Origin of the sequence: Mesorhizobium erdmanii, from assembly GCF_013170725.1 — a bacterium.
GTDB lineage: Bacteria > Pseudomonadota > Alphaproteobacteria > Rhizobiales > Rhizobiaceae > Mesorhizobium > Mesorhizobium erdmanii.
In genome coordinates this window covers 1,557,932-1,576,763 of the sequence record NZ_CP033361.1, presented here as the reverse complement: position 1 = coordinate 1,576,763, position 18,832 = coordinate 1,557,932, and the positions used below count along the sequence as shown (strand labels likewise).

The window sequence follows — 18,832 nt, the reverse complement described above, 5'->3', positions numbered from 1 at the left end:
GATGGATCAACGAGCGGCGGTCCAGCCCTTGTAGTCCTTCAGGTTCTCGGCGGTGATCAGCTTGGGATCGAGCAGCACAGTCGCCTCGGCCGGCTTCTTGCCGGCCAGCAATTCGGCCGCCATCGTCAGCGACTGCCCGGCCATCACATAGGGATCCTGCGAGGCCGAGGCCTTGATCATCGATTTGCCGGACGACAGCTCTTTCTCGATGTCGGGCGCGCCGTCCACGGCGGTGAAGATGAACTCCGAACGGTTGAGCTGCTTGGCGGCGAGCTGCGCGCCGATCGCCGTCGGATCGTTGATGGCGAACACCGCGTCGATCTTGTCGAAGCGGGTCAGCAGCGACTGGAACACCTTCAGGCCGCCATCGCGCGAGCCTTCGGCGTTCTGGTCGTCGGAGAGGACCTTGATGTCGGGATGCTGCGCAAGCACGTTCTTGCAGCCCTTGACCCGCTCCAGGATCGACGACGATGCCGGGCCGTTGAGGATGACGTAGTCGCCCTTGCCGCCGGTGTGGTCGACCAGGTACTGGCAGGCCTCTTCGCCGGCCTTGACGTTGTTGGTCATCACGGTGACGTCGGCGCCCGGCGCCGAGACGTCGAAGGCGGCGACGATGATGCCGGCGGCCTGGGCCTTCTTCACCGCCGGCGCGATCGCCTTGGCGTCGACCGCGTTGAGCATGATCACGTCGACGCCGGCGGCGATGAAGGAATCGACCTGCGACACCTGCTTGTTGAGGTCATAGTCGGCCGACACAGACGTCACCTCGACCTTCGGATTGATCTTCTTGGCCGCGTCCTCGATGCCCTTGATGGTGGCGACGAAGAAGGGGTTGCCAAGCAGGCCGACCGAGATGCCGACCTTGTTGAGGTCCTTGGCCGATGCCGGCGCGATGGCGACGGCCGCCAACGCGGCGCCGCAGAGCAGTTTGGTGATGGTCTTCATTACGCTTACTTCCTCCAATTGCCCCGCGCCTCTCACGGTGCGTTACACAAGCCGGTCGTTGATGCCGGCGACCAGGTCACTCACGTTCTTGCTCCGGCCTGGAGCCGGTAGCGGTCGAGGGCGACCGCCACGATGATGACCAATCCCTTGATGATGTACTGCCAGATGTCCGAGACGCCGGCCAAGATGAGCCCGTTGGACAACACCGCGATGATCAGGCCGCCGATCAGCGTGCCCCAGATCGAGCCGACGCCGCCGACAAAGCTGGTGCCGCCGAGGATGACGGCGGCGATGGCGTCGAGCTCGTAGGACTGGCCGAGTTGCAGGCCGTTGGCGGCGTAAAGCCTTGCCGCCGACATGGCGCCGCCGAGGCCGGCAAGCAGGCCGGAAACGCCATAGACGAAGAGCAGCACCAGCGGCACCTTTATGCCGGTCAGCCGCGCCGCTTCGGCATTGCCGCCGACGGCATAGATCCAGGTGCCGAGCACGCTGCGCTTGAGCACCAGCCAGGACAAGACGACCACCGACAGCGCGATGATGACCAGCCACGGAATGCCGAACAGCGAGCCGTTGCCGATGAAGTCGAACGGCAGGTCCGAATTGAACACCGTCGTATCCTGCCCGAGCAGGCGGGCAATGCCGCGCACGGCCGTCAGCGAGCCCAGCGTGACGATGAAGGGCGGTAGCCTGATATAGGCGACGAGCAGCCCGTTGATGAGGCCGAAGCCAAGGCCGACCAGGATCGCCGCCGGCACGCCCAGCAGGCCCCAGTCGGGCACCAGCGACACGATCACCGCCACCATCGCCGAGGCGGCGAGGATGGAGCCGACCGACAGGTCGATGCCGCCGGTCAGGATGACGAAGGTCATGCCGGCGGCGAGCACGATGTTGATCGACGATTGCTGGGTGACGATGAGCAGGTTGGTCTCGGTGAGGAAGCGCGGATTGATGAACTGGAAGCCGGCCGCCAGCAGCACCAGCACCGGCAGCATGCCGAGCGCCGCGAAGGCGGTACGCAGCCGCCGGCTCCTGACCGTCGCCTGATCCACGCTCGTCGTCGTTTTGTCGGTCATCCCTGGGCCGCTCCCGTCGCAAGTTCCATGATCGCTTCCTGACGCAGCGGGGCGCCCCCGGACGCCGTCACCTCACCGGCTATGGCGCCGTCGCGCATCACCAGAACGCGGTCGGCGACACCGATCACCTCGGGCAGTTCGCTGGAGATCATCAGGATGGCGATGCCGCTGTTGGCGAGATTGTCGATCAGCCGGTAGATTTCCGACTTGGCGCCGACATCGACGCCGCGCGTCGGCTCGTCGAGGATGACGACCTTCGGTTTGGTCTCGAGCAGCCGGGCGAGCAGCACCTTCTGCTGGTTGCCGCCCGACAGCGAACCGGCATTGGCCTGCGCCGAGCCGGTGCGGATCGATAGATCGGCGATGGCTTTCGCCGCGCGCTTGTCGGCCATGGTGAAATCGCGAAATCCGCCGGTCCGTGCATCCCTGCCCAGCACACCCATGCTGATGTTGTCGGAAATCGACATATCGAGGAACAGACCGAGTTCCTTGCGGTCCTCGGTGAGGTAGGCGATGCCGGCGTCGAGCGCCTCGCGCGGCGAGCCGATCGAGATCGGTTTGCCGTCGAGTTCCAGCGTGCCGGCGCTACGCCTGTCCGCGCCGAAGATCAGCCTGGCGAGTTCGGTGCGGCCTGAACCGACGAGGCCCGCCAGGGCGAGCACTTCGCCATGATAGAGGTCGAACGAACAGTTCTTCAGCAGGCGCCCGTCGGACATGCCGCGCACCGAGAGCGCGACCGTGCGCTTCCCGTCCGGCGGGCGATGGTCCTTCTTGTAGAAGGCGGAGAGGTCGCGGCCGACCATCATCGACACCAGCCGCGACGCGTTGAGGTCGGCGCGCTCCAGCGTGCCGACATAGCCGCTGTCGCGCAGCACGCTGACGCGGTCGGCGAGCTGGTAGACCTCTTCCATGCGATGGCTGATGTAGATGATGGCGATGCCTTGCGCCTTAAGCGTCGCGATCACCTCGAACAGCCGGTCGGTCTCGCGTGACGTCAGCGACGTCGTCGGCTCGTCCATGACGATGATGCGCGCATTGGTCGACAGCGCACGCGCGATCTCGACCAGCTGGCGCTCACCGAGCGACAGGCTTGAGACCAGGGTCCGCGCCGAGAAGGAGACGCCGAGCCGGCCGACGATCTCGCTGGCGCGCCGGCTGCATTGCTCGCGGTCGACGATGCCGAAGCGCCGCGGCTCGTTGCCGAGGAAGATGTTCTGCGCCACCGTCAGATTGGGCGCCAGCGACAGCTCTTGATAGATCACCGCGATGCCCGCGGCGCGCGCCTTGATCGGATCGCCGGTCGCGGCGGGCATGCCATCGATCAGGATTTCGCCGCCGGCATCCGGCCGATAGGCGCCCGACAGTACCTTCATCAGCGTCGACTTGCCTGCACCATTCTCGCCCATCAGCGCGTGCAGCTCGCCGGCATGGACGCTGAGCGAGACATCGTGCAGGGCGCGGACCGCGCCGAAGGTCTTGGAGATGTGACGCATCTCCAGCACCGGCTGGCGGATCGCTGACATCTGTGCCGTCGCGCTCATCGTGCGCCACCCGCCGCTTTGACGCCGCCACCCTGCCCGGCAACACGATCGCGCCAGGCGTCGCGGTAGCCGGCAAGGCCGGTAAAGCGCGTCGCCCGCACCGGCTCCGGCGCCTCGGCGGCGAATTCGCGCCCGACGCACTCGAAGGCGAGCGCCGCGGCGCCCGTGGCGCTGCCCTCCAGCGTGGCGCCTTGCAGAAAGGCCTGGGCGGGACGCAGCTCAGCCAACAACCCGGCGAGCAACCCGCCAGCATTCAGCCCGCCATCGACGATCACGGTGTTTTGCGAATGGATCAGGTCGAGGCAGAGATCGACCATCAGCGCGACGTAAAGCAGTGCCATCGCCGCACGCTCCCCCGCGCTCGGTGTGCCGCCGATGATTTCGCCGCGGTGGCCTGACATCGGCCCTCCCGGCGCAAAGCTCGGCAGCGCCATGAAACCGGCGTCGATCGCCTGCTGTATCGAGCCAGGAGCGATCGCGCCTTGCCAGCCGCCGCTGATATCAGCGAATTCGCGTCCGCCCATGAAGCGGATGGTCGGCACCGGGCCTCCGTCGACGTCGACATTGACCAGCATGTCGCGCCCGCGATCGAGCGCCTCCAGCGGGCAGTCGGGATTGAGCACGATGACCCAGGTGCCGGTCGACACCACCGTCAGCGGGCCAAGCGCCTGGCGGCGATAGGCATGCAGCGCCGCATTCGAATCGTGGACACCGTTATGGATGGCGATCGGCCGCGCCACGCCGCCAAGCTGCCGTTCGCCGACCACGGCGCCGGCGCGCGCGAAGGCCGGCATCTGGCCACGCCAATCTTGAGCGTCGACCAAGGAGGAAAAGTCTCGTGCGCGCGGCGCCCACAAATGCGAATGGCAGCCGAGATAGGACACTTCGCTGACCGGCCTGCCGCCGAGGCGCCAGCTCCAGTACTGGGGATAGCCGAGGATCGATGTCGCGGCCGCGAACGCGTCGGGATCGACCTCCTGCAGCCACAGCATGTGACAGCCATAGTTGAAGCCGAGCGGCAGGCGGGGCGAGAACGTCTCGGCGAAATCCGGAATGAGGCGGTCGATCCGCGCCGCGATTTCGGGTGGCGGTTCCTGCTCGTAGTCGAGGATCGGATGCGTCAGCGCCGTCTCATTCACGAGAGCGAAGGTGCAACCATGGCCAGATACCATGACGCCTTCCACGCCATGGTCTTCGACGGCATTGGCGACGGCATCCAGCGCCCAATCATGAAGGGCAGCCTCGTCGAGCACGCTGAACCCGTTCTGGCGCGTCCATTGCGGCTGGGTCCGGCGCTCGTCGAGGATGCGTCCGTCCTGGCCGAAGACGAACAGCTTCGAATTCGTCTTACCGAAATCGAGCACCGCGACTTTCACGGAACCGCTCCCGGAGTGGATGCGATCCGCACCATGACACCAGCATCCTCAAGCATGCGCGCATCGGCATCGGAAAGACCGTCGTCGGTTACCAACGTGCCGATGCGCGACAGCGGCAGCGCAACATTGCGCGCGTGGATCGACAGTTTGCGGCTGTCGGCCAGCACCACGATCTGGTCGGCGCAGAGGCTGAGGTCGACGATGGAACGCACAAGCAATGGATGCGATTCCAGCACTCCCTCCTGGTTGAGGCCTTGCGCGCCGAGAAAGAATTTCGAGGCATAGAACGGCGTCGCCTGGATCGGCGAGTGGATGATGCCGGGCTCGCGATGCAGGTCGCCACCGGCAACCGTCAGGCTGCAATGGCCATGGTCGCTGAGATAGGCCGCGAGCGGCATCGAGTTGGTGTAGAGCCGGATGTTGCGCTCGGCGAGCTTGACGCCGAGGTGGAAGCAGGTCGAGCCGCCATGGACGATGACCGCGTCGCCATCGCGCACCATGGTTGCCGCGAAGGCCGCGATCTGCCGCTTGGCCTCGACCGCGAGGTCACGGTTTTCGTCATAGGGCCGCGCATAGGCCACGCCCGCATGGGAAGCGCCATCGAGCGCCGAGATGCCGCCATAGACCTTGCGCGCCTCGCCGGCCTCGTCGATCCGGTCGATATCGCGCCGCACCGTCGCCGCTGAGACGCCAAGCCGCTCCTGCAACTCGCGCACCGAGGCGAACGGGCGGTCCCGCAACAGTTCGACGATCTGACGCTGGCGGCCGGACTCGCTCACCTTCTTCCTCCCTATGCCATTTTCCCATGCAATTGGCGCAACTTACTCAACATTAGTCAGATTGCAAGCCAGTTTTGATGATAGTAGATCACTGTTGACGTAAGTCGATCGTATCTGCGATATCACCGCCAACGGCGGCCCGTGCGACGGGATTTCGTGCAGCGTGGAAGGAAAGGCGCCATGGCAACCCAAGCTGACGTGCAGGAACTGGCAGCCTTGCGGGCGCTTTCGGCGGCCATTGGCGGCGACCCGCATATGACGCAGGCGGCAGGCGGCAACACCTCGCTCAAGGCCGGCGACACGCTGTGGATCAAGGCGTCGGGCACCTGGCTGAAGGATGCGCTCACCGACGACATTATGGTGCCGGTGGCGATGGCGCCGCTGCTCGACGCGGTCGAACGGCGCGATCCGGCCGCCGACAAGCCGCAGGCCTTTGCCATCGATGAACTCAACCCGCGCGGCCTGCGCCCGTCGATCGAGACCACAGTGCATGCCTTGATGCCGCAGCGCGTGGTTTTGCATGTGCATTGCGTCGACACGATTTCGCTTGCCGTACAGGCGGATGGCGAGGCCGAGGCCGCCAGGCGGCTCGGCGGCATCGAATGGGCCTATGTGCCGTATTTCCGGCCGGGCCTGCCGCTTGCCCGTGGCATTGCCGAAAAACTACGGCCTGGTGTCGACGTTTTGATCCTTGGCAATCACGGGCTGGTCGTTGCCGCCGAAACCGTCGCGGAGGCCGAGCGCCTGCTCCGCCGCGTCCGCTCGCTGCTGGCCCGGCCGGCGCGCTTTACCGCCGCGCCCGACATCGCTGCCTTGACGACGCTTGCCGGCGACACCGTCTACCGGTTGCCGGCCGATGTCGAAGCCCATGCGGTGGCGCTCGATCCCGAAAGCCGCCGCATGGCCGAGGCCGGCAGCCTCTATCCGGACCATGTCATCTTCCTCGGCCAGGGTTCCGTCGTGGCGAGGCCGGGCAAGGATGCGGCCGCCGTCACCGCGCGGCTCGGCGCGGCGCCGACCGCGATCCTGTTCCCCGGCGCCGGCGTGCTGATGCGCGGGGACGCAAATGCCGGCGCCGACGCCATGCAGCGTTGCCTCGCCGACGTGACCGCACGCGTCGATGTCGCGGCCCGATTGAATTATCTCACTGCGGCCGAGATTGACGAACTGGTCAATTGGGACGCCGAGCAGTATCGCCAGAAGCTCAATGCCAAGGGCGGCTAGCAAAGGACTCTACACATGATGCCCCTTGTCATCGGCATCGACATCGGTACGTCCGGGGCGCGCGCCGTCGCCATGCGCCCGGACTTTTCGATCGCCGGCCAGTCCGCGGTCCGCCTCGACAGATTCGGCCGGAATCCCCGCGACCCATCGGTCTGGTGGCTGACGGTCCAGGCGGCTCTGACGGAGCTGCTTTCCAGCATCGACAGCGCGGCGGTCCGCGCCATCGCGGTCGACGGCACGTCCGGAACGCTGCTGCCGGTCGACGCCGCCGGGCGGCCCCTGGCCGAACCGCTGATGTACAACGACAAGGTCGTGGACACCGACATGCTGGCCGCCATCGCGCGCGAGGCGCCGGAAGCGAGCGCCGCTCACGGCGCGACTTCCGGCCTTGCCAAGGCCCTGCGGTTCCAGCACCTGCCCGGCATCGCCGCCGTGCTGCACCAGGCCGACTGGATCGCCGCGAACCTGTCCGGTCGTTTCGACGTCAGCGACGAGAACAATGCGCTGAAGACGGGCTATGACGTCGAGGCCCGCCGCTGGCCGGACTGGATCGCGGCCTCCGGCATGCGCATGGACCTGCTTCCCGATGTCGTCGAGCCGGGCGATGTCACCGGCAGGCTCACCGCGACCGCCGCGCAACTGTTTGGCCTGCCGCGCGACGTGGCCGTCGTCGCCGGCACCACCGATGGCTGCGCCTCGTTCCTGGCGACCGGTGCCACGGCCGCCGGCGACGGTGTCACGGCGCTCGGATCCTCGCTCACCATCAAGATCCTGTCCGACCGGCCGATCTCGGCGCCGCGCTTCGGCATCTACAGCCATCGCCTTGGCGACGCCTGGCTGGCGGGCGGCGCGTCGAATTCCGGCGGAAAAGTGCTGGCGCAGCACTTTCCGCTGGCGCGGATCATCGAACTCAGCGCCATGATCGATCCCACGACCGAAACCGGGCTCGACTATTATCCGCTAGGCGCGGCTGGCGAGCGCTTCCCGATCGCCGATCCGACCCTGCCGCCGCGCCTTACACCGAGGCCGGCTGACGACGCCGACTACCTCAAGGCGATGCTCGAAGGCATGGCGGCGATCGAAGCGCTCGGCTACCGCAGGCTGGCCGACCTCGGCGCGCCGGCGCTGACATCGGTCAGGAGCGTCGGTGGCGGCGCGGCGAATGCCGCCTGGACCGCAATCCGGCAGCGCAAGCTCGGCGTCGATTTCCTGCCCACACTTTCCGACGAGGCGGCCGCTGGCACGGCGCGGCTGGCGCTGAAGGGCGCAAACAAAGCGGGACTGCCATGACTGCGAAAGCCATAGAGCGCCTCGACGGCATCGGGCCGCTGGCCGAGCGCTACCGGGTCTTCCTGCTCGACCAGTTCGGCGTGCTGCACGACGGCCAGGCTCCCTATCCCGGAGCGGTGGAGGCATTGTCGGCGCTGAAGCGCGCCGGCAAGACGGTGGTGCTGATCTCAAATTCCGGCAAGCGCGCCAAGCCCAACGAGGACCGCCTGCTGAAACTCGGCTTCGCCGCCGGCAGTTGGGACCATTTTGTCTCCTCCGGCGAGGTGGCGTGGCGATCCTTCAATGACATGGCGGCATCGGGAAAGCTCAGTCCAGGGACAAAATGCCTGCTGATCAGCCGCGACGGCGACCGCACGGCGATCGAAGGCCTGCCCTTCATGCTGACGGAAGCCGGCGACGACGCTGAACTGGTGCTGATCTCGGCCAGCGAGGGCGACCGTTACGATCTCGACCACTATCGTCGGCTGCTTGCCCCGGCTGCGGCGCGAAAGGTGCCGTGCTTCTGCACCAATCCTGACAGGATCATGCTGACGGCGGTCGGACCCCGCTTCGGCGCCGGCGAGATCGCCGATCTTTACGAAGACCTCGGCGGCGGCGTCACCCGCATCGGCAAACCCTATCCGGCGATCTTCGAGGCGGCGCTTGCGCTCGCCGGCAAGCCGGACCGCGGCAGCGTGGTCTGCGTCGGCGACAGCGTCGAACATGACATAGCAGGCGGAAACGTCGCCGGCATCGCCACGGCGCTGGTTCTCAGCGGGATATTGGCTGAGACACCGGATCTCGCCGCCGTCTTCGACGAGCAGCAGGCCTGGCCCGATTACATCACGGGTTCGTTCAGCTTCCGCTGACCGCCTCGAGCATGCGCCTGGCACTTTCCTCGTCGGTGATCAGGATCGTCGGCGCGATCAGGTTCATGGCTCCGAGCAGCGCCTCCGTCTTCTCCTCGCCACCGGAAGTGAGAATGCGGATCGGCGCCTTGCGCAGGCGGTCGACATCCACCGACATCACATGGCTGTTGACAGGATGATCGACCAGATCGCCATTGCGGTCGAAGAAATGGAACAGAAGATCGCCGACGGCGCCACGCGCAAGCAGGGCCTCGCGATCCGCCTCCTTGAGAAAGCCGCCGCGCGAGAAAGTGGTCGCTGAAGCGATACCGCCGACGCTGAGCAGTACGGCATCAAGCGCGTCGGCCATTTCAAATATCTCCTGCAGGCCGCAACGCTCGACCAGGGCGATCTTGGTCTCGACGCTGTCGACGACGGCCGGCGTCGGCATCAGATAGCCGTCACCCTGGAAGATCTGCGCGAAGCGCCAGGCGAACTCGGCTGGATTGACCCGGCGCGCGACGCCGACACCGCCAAGCAGCGAGATCACACTGAAGTCGGCCAGCGACTTGGCGCTGATATACGGCAAAGTGTGGAACAGCGTCACGCCCCAGCCGACCCCGACCCGCATGCCGGATTTCATCGCGTCGGACAGGTACATGCCGGTCTTGGCTGCGATCGCCGGGATCGGATCGGCATTGGCGGCGGTAAGCGGCGCCACCAGCGCCTGCTGCAGGCCGAAGGTTCTTTCGAGCGCGCGCTCGAGCCGCACGATCTCCAGGAGCTCGCTCTCGATGGTGATCTTCACCTCGTTGCGCGAACGCGCTTCCGCCAGCATGCGCACGATAGTGACGCGGCCGACGCCGAGCACGTCGGCGATCTCGTTCTGCGTCATCTGCTCGACGAAATACATCCAGGCGGCGCGGATCCTGAGACGATCCGTGCGACTCTCGTTGACGACCTGTTCGGTCGCCTCGGACCCCGCCCGCCCTTCGTCGGCCCGCCCCTCTCCGGTTTGTCGTCGCCTGGCCAAATCATCCCTCCCCGCGGCGGCGGACGAGCGTGCCGTCGCCGATTCTGCATGCTGGTCTAATATCGCCTATTGATCTACCAATCGATAGGAACAATGTAGAGTCGGTGGCCGGCCGCTTGCCGGCGGCCTCCACGGCACTTTCGAGGCGATCCGCGATGCTCCGACAAATCTCCGAAGACGTCCGCGTCAACCTGAAGGACCGGTTGCGGGAAGTCCGCGACATCATTCGCCAGAGCCGCCATGACGGCAGCGGCGACGCCAGCATTTTGCGCGAAGCGACCAGCCACCTGCCGCCGTTTCCGGGCAAGGGCATCGAAGGCCTGCTCAGCCATGCCGCCAGCGCCGTCGACGAAGCGCTGTCGATCGCCGAATCCTTTGTTCCACATGAGCGCCCGATCAAGGTGGACGGCACGACGGTAAAAGGCCTCGGCACCTATTTCCCGGCCGGTGACGAAGAGCGGCAGCTGAGCGCCGAGCGCCTGTTCCGGCGCGACATGTACTATCTGACCAAGGCCGTGCTTGCCGGGCTGAAGATCGACAATGCCCGCATCCACGAGGCTGACTTTGCCGCCGTCCATGCCACGATGCGCAAGCGCCATGGCGATCTCCTGGCTGCGTTGACCGCACCGGGCGCCGGCCTGCAGGCGATCGCGGCCACCTGCGCGGCGCTGCTGGTCGCGTTGCTCAACCAGCGTCCGGTCCGCTTTGGCGACGCCGCGTCGGAAACGACGGCCGGTGGTGGCCGGGCGCCCGACATGAGCTGTCTGGCGCCGGTGGTTTTGGCTTGCGGGCTGGCGACCACCGGCCGCGACGGCGCGCCGGAACCAGACATGCTGGAGATAGCGATCCTGGCTGCCGATATCCGCTACGACCGCATCGCGCAGGCCTGCGCAAAGGCGAGCCCGGTCGCTGAACTGACACCGGTCTTCGCCACCTTGCTCGCGCATTTGCCGTAAGTTTCAGCAACTGTCGCCGGGGTCTAGTCCCCGGCTGTCATGGCCATGATCATCTTCTTGGCGCGCTGGATCGAGGCCGGGCTCATCGATAGCTCGGTCAGGCCCATCTCGATGAACCTCGCAATCAGATCCGGACGGCCCGCCGCCTCACCGCACATGCCGACCATGATGCCGGCGGCGACGCCGGCTTTGGCCGTCAACTCGATAGCTGACATGACAGCCGGATTGGTGACGTCGTTGAGCTTGGCCACGGTCGGATTGAGCCGGTCCGCGGCCATGATGTACTGGGTCAGATCGTTGGTGCCGATCGAGAAGAAGGCCACCTGCTTGGCCAGTGCCGGGGCAATCAGCACGGCGGCCGGGGTTTCGATCATCACGCCGAGATCGAACGTGGCGTAAGGCATGCCTTCGGCCTTGAGTTCGGCGGCGCATTCATCGACCAGTGCGCGGGTCCGCGTGACTTCGGAAATATCGGACACCATCGGCAGCATCACCTTGATGTTGCCGTGCACGGCCGCCCTCAGCAGCGCCCTGAGCTGACGCTTGAAGATATCGGGCCGGTCGAGACACATGCGAATGCCGCGCCAGCCAAGGAAGGGGTTCTCCTCGTCGGGGAACTCGATGCCGGCAATCGGCTTGTCACCGCCGATGTCGAGCGTGCGCACGATGACCGGGTAGGGCGCGAAGGCCTTGGCCAACGCCGCATAGGTCTCGGCCTGCATGTCCTCCGATGGAAGATGCATGTGCCGCATGAACAGAAGCTCGGTGCGGAACAGGCCGACACCCATGGCCCCTGCCTCCTGCGCCGCCTCGATTTCCTCCAGCGAGCCGATATTGGCGGCGACCTCGATCACCTTGCCGTCGGCTCGCTTCGGTGTCACCGTCTTGAAGGCGGTCAGGCCGGCACGCTCCTTCGCCGCCGCCTCGACACGCCCGGCGTAGTCGGCGCGCGTCGCCGCGTCGGGGTCGATGATCACATGGCCGGTATTGCCGTCGAGCGCCACGTCGCGCGCCGTGCGCAAGGCGTTGACCTGGTCGCCGAGGCCCAGCACCGCCGGGATGCCGTGCGAGCGGGCGATGATGGCGATGTGCGAAGTGGCGCCGCCATGGCCGCAAATCACGCCGCCGATGCGTTTCAGCGGCGCGCGCGCCAGATCCCAGGCGCCGATATCGTCGGCGATGAGGATGGCTCCTTCGGGGATGTTTTCGAGGCTGACGTCGTCCTGGCCCAGCAGCACCAGGCAGATCTGCCGTCCGACGGCATGGACGTCGTCCGCCCGCGCATTGAGGTAATGATCGTCGACGGCGCTGAAATCGGCGGCGATGGTGGAGGCGGCGGTGATGACGGCCGAAACCGCGTCATTGCCGCCCATGATTGCTTTTTCGGCCTCGCCGGTCAGGCTGTCGTCAGCTGCGATATCCCTGAGCGCGGCGACGATGCCGCGGTCTCCGGCCGACAGGCTGTCTTGCGCCAGGGCCCGGTCCATGCGCGTCTGGACGGCGGCGACGGCGGCACGGAACCTGTCGATCTCGCCAGCGATCTCGTCAGCCTGCAGCAAGCGACCCTGTCCGGCGATCTCGGGCGGGAAATGCGCGAAGGCGGGCCCGATGGCCACGCCCTCGCTGGCCGCGACGCCGCGCAGGCCATTTGCTTCGCCGGCAGGCGCTGACTGGAGCACTGATGCGGGCGCCGCTTCCTGCCCGGCACCGTTCGCCGGGTTTTGTGGCTCGGCTTCGTCGTCGAGGCCCGCCTTGGGATTCTCGAGATAGCCTATCAGCGCTTCGATCGCCTCGATGGCATCGGCGCCGTTGGCCCTTACGGTGACTTCCTGGTTTTCCTTGACAGCCAGCAGCATCAGCTTGACGGAGCTCTTGGCGCTGACCGCCTTGCCGTCCTTGACCAGTTCGACATCCGATTCGAAGCCCTTGGCGAGCTTGACGAAGCGCGTGGCGGGACGGGCGTGCAAACCTTCATGCACTCTGACGATGGTCGAGCGTTCCATGGCAAATACTCTGCTTTTTTAGGCGCTAAGACCAGATGGGGTCGCGGCGCTGGGCGCGTTGCGCTTCAAGTTCTTTGTTTGGATGTCGTTGTCCCAAAACCGCTATGCACTTTTGGGCGACATACATCTTTCTTTATGGATGTCGTTACCCCAAAACCGTTACGCACTTTTGGGCGACATCCATTTGTGCTGTCAGGCGGCTATGGTGATGATTACGTCCGTCTTCAGGGCGGACACGAGCGCCTGGGCATCGACTTGCGATGCGCAGATTTCACCCGGCCTCTCGGCCTCGGCAGCGCCGTTGAACGAAATGACGACATGGCCCATTTCGAGGACCTTGCTCCAGGCGCTGGAGCCGACCGCCGTTATGACGGCTGAAACCGGGCCGATGGTGATCGAAGCGCCCCTGGCGGGCGCTCCGTCACTTGGTCCCTGCTCCGTCCTGTGCAGCACGGAGACTTCGGCAAGCTCGGGCGGCGAGCCATCCGCGAACAGGATGACCACGCCCCCTTCGGCAAGGTCCGCCACTTCGGGTCCGATTGCAGTGACCCGTGTCTTGAGAAGAACCGACATATGGCGAACCTCGTTGTTGTTGGTGTTTTAAAACACGATCAGGCTGACGACCCAGGCGATCAGCACTGAGACCGGGCCCATGATCTGGCGGCTGATGAGCACCGCCGGGACACCGATTTCGATCGTCTTCGGCTTGGCTTCGCCAAGCGCCAGGCCGACCGGCACGAAGTCGCAGCCCACCTGGGTATTGTAGGCAAACAGCGCCGGCAGGGCCATCGCCGGCGAAATCGTGCCGTTGGCGATCTGCGGGCCGATGATGGCGACGCCGATGACCTGCGCGATGACGGCGCCTGGTCCCAGGATGGGCGACAGGAACGGCAGGCCGCAGATGGCCGAGATGATCAGCAGGCCGACGATGTTGTTGGCCAGCGGACCCATCGGCTGGGCAAGCACGTCGCCGATACCGGTGTAGAGGATCAGGCCGATGAGCATGGTCACGAAGGCCATGAACGGCAGCACGTTGCGCACCACCTGGTCGATCGTGCGGCGGCCGGAATTGAAGAAGATACCGACCACCCGGCCCATAACGCGGCCGATCGAGCTGATCAGGCCGATGAGCCCGCCTTCGCTCGGCAGCGGCTGTGGCGCCGCGGTTGCATTGTTGTTGCTTGAACTCATCGATGCTGCTCCCCCCGCAGTGGTGACCGCCTCGGATCCGTCCGCCATTGTGACGTTGGCCGGCTTCACGCCCGAAACGTAGATGTCCTCGGTGATGAACTGGGCGAGCGGCCCAGCCTGGCCGACCGGCGTCAGATTGACGGTCGGAATGCGCTTGCGCGGATAGACGCCGCAGCGTGCGGTGCCGCCGCAGTCGACGACGACCACCGCCATCTCGCCTTCGACCGGCGGCGCCTTGAAGCCGTCGACGGCCGTCGCGCCGGTCATGTCGGCGATGAGCTGGGCGACTGGATGGATGCCGCCGCCGGTGACGGAGACGACCTTGTCGCGCTGCGCGGTCGGCTCGATGACGAGCGGGCCGCCCCAGCCTGTGTTGCCCCGGGAGATTTTTACGGCTTTGAATGTCTTGGCCATGATGTCCTCCCCGCCCTTACAGCTCGACGCCCTGGCGGCGTGCCATGATGGTGGTGATGCGCTCGGTCAGCATGCCCTTGAGCAGGATGACGACGAGGCCGACAATGGCGTACCAGATCGCCACTTTGACATGATAACCGGCGACGACGACACCCTTCTTCTCTAGCTCGAGCAGAGCCACGAGAATGCCGCCCCAGACGAAATATTCGCCGGGATTGATGTGCGGGAACAGGCCAAGCGGCGGATGCACGTAGGACACGGCCGCGTCATAGAAGGCCGGCTTGTGCTTTTCTTCCAGGAACGATCCGAACGTATAGGCCATCGGATTGGTGAGGAAGAACACCGCCAGCAACGGCAGCAGCGTATAGCGGGTCAAGGCAATCCTGCCGGCGCCGCGCGCAAGGCCATGCACGCGCTCTTCGCCGACCAGTTCGGTGACCGCGTAGAAGGCGGTCATCAGCACCACAAGCGTGGGAATGATGCCGGTGACGAAGCCTGCGAACACTTCGCCGCCCTTCTGGAAGATGCCGATGAAGTACTTGCCGATAGCGGTCAGCCAGCCGAGCTGCTCTTCCTGCTGGACGTCCTTCAGCTTCTCCTTGAACTGATCGACGGTGATGGGTCCGCTGTCAGCTTGCGCAAGGACAACGAGATGATCGGAAGCATGCTCGACGGCGAGCTTGCCATGCAAAGCAGCATCCGAGACCATGGCACCTGCGACATGCAGATTGTGCACGGCCATGTCGGCATGCTGCGCCAACAACGAAAATACAGACATTTCTCCTCCTTATGCCGCCCGCCGGTTATCCCAGTCGGTGCGCGGCGTCCTCTAGAGCATGATGCCGAAAAGTGTGAAACGGCTTTCGGACGACATCATGCTCTAACCCTTTGATTTAGAGGCGGATTCAGATTTCAGATCAATTTGATCTGAAATCATCCGACTCTAGGCCCTTGCTACGTTCAAACCGGATAGACCCGGCTTCTTCCCCGGCTCCGACCGTGCTTTGTCGATCTGTTCGATCGCCCGCTTCACGGCCTCGGCCACACCGGGTTCCCCCTCCCCCATGATCGCAGGGTTGGACCGGAGTCGATCGAGGGGAACACCCTCGAATTCTTCATGTCTCTTGAACTTGGTGAAGACGGAACGGCCGCTCATCACCATAACGCGGCGCACGATCAGGTCAGGCGTCACCACGACGAGCGCGATGGTGCCCTTGGCCAGCCGGCCGCGAAAATTACCGGCTCCGACGAAGCCATCCTTGTACTGGTCGGTGACGCCGCGGAAGACGTCCGAATAGTGCCGCATCTGCAGCCAGACGCCGAGCGACTGCAGCGCCCAGACAATAACCAGCAGAAGCAGTCCCCACTGCCAAATCGCCATTCGGTTCTCCTCCCGAAGCCTCTGTTGAAGCCCACCTTGGACCGGCGCGCGACAACAGCAAAGTGAGAACATTTGTTTCCGAGAATGTCAATATGTATGATATTGGCGTTGGTGTCGGTCATCCACAGGGCCGTCGGCCGATTTCGGCGGCGCCACGGCTGTGCTAGCCTGTCGCCAAACGGGATGCATGCAATGGAATTGCCCTTCAGGGATGAATTGGCCCTTATGCCCGACCTGCGCCACCGGTTGCGGCAGTTGCGCTGGTTCCGCGCCACTTTCCGCGGCAGCGCCAAGGTCGTCTCGGATACATTCGGCGTGCGTTTCGAGATCGACGAGGCGAAGCTGACAAGGGCGTTTCTCGACTGGGTCGAAGTCATGGAGGCGCAGAAGCGCTTTGCCGCGATAGACCGCGCCGACTTCATCGTCTTTGCCGCCGGCCTCGTGCTGCGCGAGCTGATCAAGCAGGCGCCGGCCCGGGAAATCTCCGGCCTGGCCCAGCTGACCGAGACAAACGAGAATGTCGGCACGCTTGAAATCATCCGTTTCTGGCCGGAAGGCTTCCTCTACACCAACTACTGCGTCTCGGTGATTTCGGCGATCTACGAGCAGGAGTTCGGCGCGGCGCCAAGCATCGACAAATGCGCCGACGATCTGCGCACCTGGTGGTCCTATCGAGAGAACGTTACCGAAATGCCGGCCTACGCCGTGGCTTTCCTCGACCGCTTCCTCGGTGCGGAACCGAACTGGCTCACGCCGGACCGCGCACAGTCCCGGCAAGCCATGCAGCGGGCGTTGGGATCCTCCCGCGCCAGCGATGCGCTGCGCCAGCTTTGACTGCGCCGCCGCGCGTTCAACCGCTCTCGACACATCGCGCTATTGAACATTTGACTTTTTGCCGATAGCGATGTGCGGAATTTTTCCCGGAGAAGCCCGTGGCGCGACCAAGGCCTGTCATTTTCGATTGCGACGGTGTTCTCGTCGACAGCGAGCCGCTGGCCGCCAGGGCCTATGAGCGCGTCTACGAAAAGCACGGCATGCCCGGCGTCCATGGCGGTATCATCGCCCAGTGCGTCGGCATGAAGCAGTCCGACATCATCGTCAGGATCAGGGAGTTGACCGGCCACCAGTTTCCAGCGGCGGCCGACGGCGACATCTGGGCCGAGACCAAGGTGCTGTTCACCGAGGAATTGCAGCCGACGCCTGGGATCGCCGCGTTTCTGGAGACGCTTGTCGGTGACCGCTGCGTCGCCTCGTCATCGTCGGTCGAACGCATAAACCACAGCCTTGCCGTCACCGGGCTGGCGCATTTCTTCGGCGATGCGATCTACAGCTCCTCGATGGTCAAGAACGGCAAGCCGGCGCCAGACATCTTCCTGTTCGCCGCCGCCAAAATGGGCGTAAACCCGGCCGACTGCATCGTCATCGAGGATTCGCCCTTCGGCATCCAGGGCGCGGTTGCCGCCGGCATGACGGCGATCGGCTACACCGGCGGCGGCCACACCTACGCCGAACATGCCGCGCGGTTGACGGCGGCCGGCGCCGATTTCGTCTGCGCCGACTGGCATGAAGTCAGCCGGCAATTGTCCACGCTCGGCGTGCCGGCGTAGACTAGTACGGGCTGGGCAATTTAAGACCGGCCCATTCGCTGGGCGGAATCACTGCCCCCACACGGAAGTTGAGGGAGAGCACCCTCGTCGCATCGGTGTCGACCTCGCACCGGAAGCTCAAATGATACCATGTGGTTGTCGTGCTGAAAGCGACATCCGACCCATCAACTATATTGCCCGACTTCAGCGGAACTTTTGGCCACTGATAAGGAAAATAGGAGCCTTCCACCAGTTGCTGTTGCAACTCGCTGGCGCAAAGTAAGGAAGCACGCTCATTGCGAGGCACGCCGCCCATCGAAGTCGTGGCCAGCGCATCGCCGGTAGCGTCCTGCGAGTAAAGCCTGCGAGCACCCGGAAGACCCGAACCGTTCCGAGATGCGGACTTCGAGGCCTTCGAGGGGCTGGGCTTCGGCGCTTTGGCGGGTTTGGGCTTCGGCGCTTCGGCCGATGGGGGAAGCTCGATCTCGCCATCGGCAGCCGGCACCGCGCCCTCTTGCTTGGCGGCGTCGAGCGCCGCCTGCTTGTCCGCATCCTGCGTGGGCTTCGCCTCCGTCGGCTGGGTTACCGGCGTCTCGTCGGCCTTGGTTGGATCTGCCCGCCGTTCGGTATTCGGCTGCGTGACGGGCTGATTGTCTGCCGGCTTCGGCTCGACGGGCGGCTTCGAAATGTCATCCTTGGCCGGCGACGGCGAACCGTCCTGAGCGCTGGCTCCATCCAGGGATTTCCTCGGACCGGTGTCCTTGTCGCCGAACTGAAAAACTGGTTTCAGGACCTCGACTGGCGGCGGCTTCCGCGCCTGCTTTTCCGGTGGAGGCGGCTTTTCAACTTTCTGCTCGGCTGGTTTTTCTACTTTTTGCTCTAGTGGCTTTGGCGGCGGCGCAGGGACAGGTTTCGGCTTAGGCTGATCGGGCGGAGGCACGAGCGCGACATTGACTGGCTGCTCCTCCTGCGGCTGCTGGGGAGGCACGGACAGGCCATACACCAGGAGCGCCGCGACGAGCACGTGCAGGATCAGCGATGCGGGAATGCCCCACAACGGATTCCGACGCCGTTCTTGTGCCTCGTCCTTCATCCCGACCGATGTGGAATGAAATAGCGGCAGCTTCAAGCATGGGCATTGGATTTCCGGAATTTCGCCGCTGACAGCTTGTCGACTTGGATCGTTGTATCCCGGGAGGCAATTGTACGAACC

Annotated in this window: 18 protein-coding genes; 6 read left to right on the top strand and 12 right to left on the bottom strand. The window is 65.0% G+C overall.

What is annotated here, in order from left to right; translation table 11 throughout:
• Positions 1 to 6 precede the first annotated feature (6 nt).
• The 5 genes from EB233_RS07590 to EB233_RS07570 form a co-directional block, all read right to left on the bottom strand.
• A complete protein-coding gene (locus EB233_RS07590) occupies positions 7 to 945 on the bottom strand; it encodes an ABC transporter substrate-binding protein (RefSeq protein WP_064992464.1) in 939 nt (312 codons plus the stop codon).
• A gap of 80 nt (positions 946 to 1,025) precedes the next feature.
• Positions 1,026 to 2,018, bottom strand: a complete 993-nt coding sequence (locus EB233_RS07585) for an ABC transporter permease subunit (RefSeq protein ID WP_027054131.1) — start codon at positions 2,016 to 2,018, stop codon at positions 1,026 to 1,028.
• The gene (locus EB233_RS07580; RefSeq protein ID WP_064992465.1) at positions 2,015 to 3,559 is read right to left on the bottom strand and encodes a sugar ABC transporter ATP-binding protein; all 1,545 of its coding nucleotides are present in this window, start codon (positions 3,557 to 3,559) and stop codon (positions 2,015 to 2,017) included. Before EB233_RS07580 ends, EB233_RS07585 begins: the two co-directional genes overlap by 4 nt.
• On the bottom strand, positions 3,556 to 4,935 hold the full coding sequence (locus EB233_RS07575) for an FGGY-family carbohydrate kinase (protein WP_064992466.1): 1,380 nt from the start codon (positions 4,933 to 4,935) through the stop codon (positions 3,556 to 3,558). Before EB233_RS07575 ends, EB233_RS07580 begins: the two co-directional genes overlap by 4 nt.
• The gene (locus tag EB233_RS07570; RefSeq protein ID WP_064992467.1) at positions 4,932 to 5,714 is read right to left on the bottom strand and encodes a DeoR/GlpR family DNA-binding transcription regulator; all 783 of its coding nucleotides are present in this window, start codon (positions 5,712 to 5,714) and stop codon (positions 4,932 to 4,934) included. The genes EB233_RS07575 and EB233_RS07570 overlap by 4 nt, the downstream gene beginning before the upstream one ends.
• Before the next feature lie 180 nt (positions 5,715 to 5,894).
• Between EB233_RS07570 and EB233_RS07565 the strand changes: the two genes are divergently transcribed.
• From EB233_RS07565 to EB233_RS07555, 3 genes are read left to right on the top strand one after another with little or no spacing between them, the layout of a single operon-like run.
• Positions 5,895 to 6,938, top strand: coding sequence for a class II aldolase/adducin family protein (locus tag EB233_RS07565; protein ID WP_064992468.1), 1,044 nt, complete (start codon positions 5,895 to 5,897; stop codon positions 6,936 to 6,938).
• A 15-nt stretch (positions 6,939 to 6,953) separates the two neighbouring features.
• Complete coding sequence (locus EB233_RS07560; protein WP_064992469.1) at positions 6,954 to 8,228, top strand: FGGY-family carbohydrate kinase; 1,275 nt, start codon at positions 6,954 to 6,956, stop codon at positions 8,226 to 8,228.
• On the top strand, positions 8,225 to 9,076 hold the full coding sequence (locus EB233_RS07555) for a TIGR01459 family HAD-type hydrolase (protein WP_064992470.1): 852 nt from the start codon (positions 8,225 to 8,227) through the stop codon (positions 9,074 to 9,076). The genes EB233_RS07560 and EB233_RS07555 overlap by 4 nt, the downstream gene beginning before the upstream one ends.
• Here EB233_RS07555 and EB233_RS07550 read toward each other — a convergent pair.
• The gene (locus EB233_RS07550; protein ID WP_064992471.1) at positions 9,063 to 10,088 is read right to left on the bottom strand and encodes a sugar-binding transcriptional regulator; all 1,026 of its coding nucleotides are present in this window, start codon (positions 10,086 to 10,088) and stop codon (positions 9,063 to 9,065) included. The genes EB233_RS07555 and EB233_RS07550 overlap by 14 nt on opposite strands.
• 155 nt (positions 10,089 to 10,243) lie before the next feature.
• Here EB233_RS07550 and EB233_RS07545 point away from each other — a divergent pair, with 155 nt between their 5' ends.
• Positions 10,244 to 11,044: a hypothetical protein gene (locus EB233_RS07545; protein WP_064992472.1), complete on the top strand. Its 801-nt coding sequence runs from the start codon at positions 10,244 to 10,246 to the stop codon at positions 11,042 to 11,044.
• Positions 11,045 to 11,067: 23 nt separating this feature from the next.
• Here EB233_RS07545 and ptsP read toward each other — a convergent pair whose 3' ends face one another.
• From ptsP to EB233_RS07520, 5 genes are all read right to left on the bottom strand, one after another.
• Positions 11,068 to 13,047, bottom strand: a complete 1,980-nt coding sequence (gene ptsP, locus EB233_RS07540) for a phosphoenolpyruvate--protein phosphotransferase (protein WP_064992473.1) — start codon at positions 13,045 to 13,047, stop codon at positions 11,068 to 11,070.
• 192 nt (positions 13,048 to 13,239) lie between these two features.
• Positions 13,240 to 13,620 carry a PTS glucitol/sorbitol transporter subunit IIA gene (locus EB233_RS07535; RefSeq protein ID WP_064992474.1) on the bottom strand — a complete coding sequence of 127 codons (381 nt, stop codon included), beginning with the start codon at positions 13,618 to 13,620 and terminating at the stop codon, positions 13,240 to 13,242.
• Positions 13,621 to 13,647: 27 nt separating this feature from the next.
• On the bottom strand, positions 13,648 to 14,652 hold the full coding sequence (srlE, locus tag EB233_RS07530; protein WP_027054142.1) for a PTS glucitol/sorbitol transporter subunit IIB: 1,005 nt from the start codon (positions 14,650 to 14,652) through the stop codon (positions 13,648 to 13,650).
• Between the two features lie 16 nt (positions 14,653 to 14,668).
• On the bottom strand, positions 14,669 to 15,430 hold the full coding sequence (gene srlA / locus EB233_RS07525) for a PTS glucitol/sorbitol transporter subunit IIC (protein WP_027054143.1): 762 nt from the start codon (positions 15,428 to 15,430) through the stop codon (positions 14,669 to 14,671).
• 165 nt (positions 15,431 to 15,595) lie between these two features.
• Entirely contained in the window at positions 15,596 to 16,033 is a 438-nt protein-coding gene (locus EB233_RS07520; protein WP_027054144.1) for a transcriptional regulator GutM, read from the bottom strand.
• Positions 16,034 to 16,225: 192 nt separating this feature from the next.
• Here EB233_RS07520 and EB233_RS07515 point away from each other — a divergent pair, with 192 nt between their 5' ends.
• On the top strand, positions 16,226 to 16,867 hold the full coding sequence (locus EB233_RS07515; protein ID WP_064992475.1) for a hypothetical protein: 642 nt from the start codon (positions 16,226 to 16,228) through the stop codon (positions 16,865 to 16,867).
• A gap of 98 nt (positions 16,868 to 16,965) precedes the next feature.
• Positions 16,966 to 17,640 carry an HAD family hydrolase gene (locus EB233_RS07510; RefSeq protein ID WP_064992476.1) on the top strand — a complete coding sequence of 225 codons (675 nt, stop codon included), beginning with the start codon at positions 16,966 to 16,968 and terminating at the stop codon, positions 17,638 to 17,640.
• Position 17,641: 1 nt separating this feature from the next.
• Here EB233_RS07510 and EB233_RS07505 read toward each other — a convergent pair whose 3' ends face one another.
• Positions 17,642 to 18,712, bottom strand: a complete 1,071-nt coding sequence (locus EB233_RS07505) for a DUF930 domain-containing protein (RefSeq protein ID WP_064992477.1) — start codon at positions 18,710 to 18,712, stop codon at positions 17,642 to 17,644.
• Positions 18,713 to 18,832: the final 120 nt, after the last annotated feature.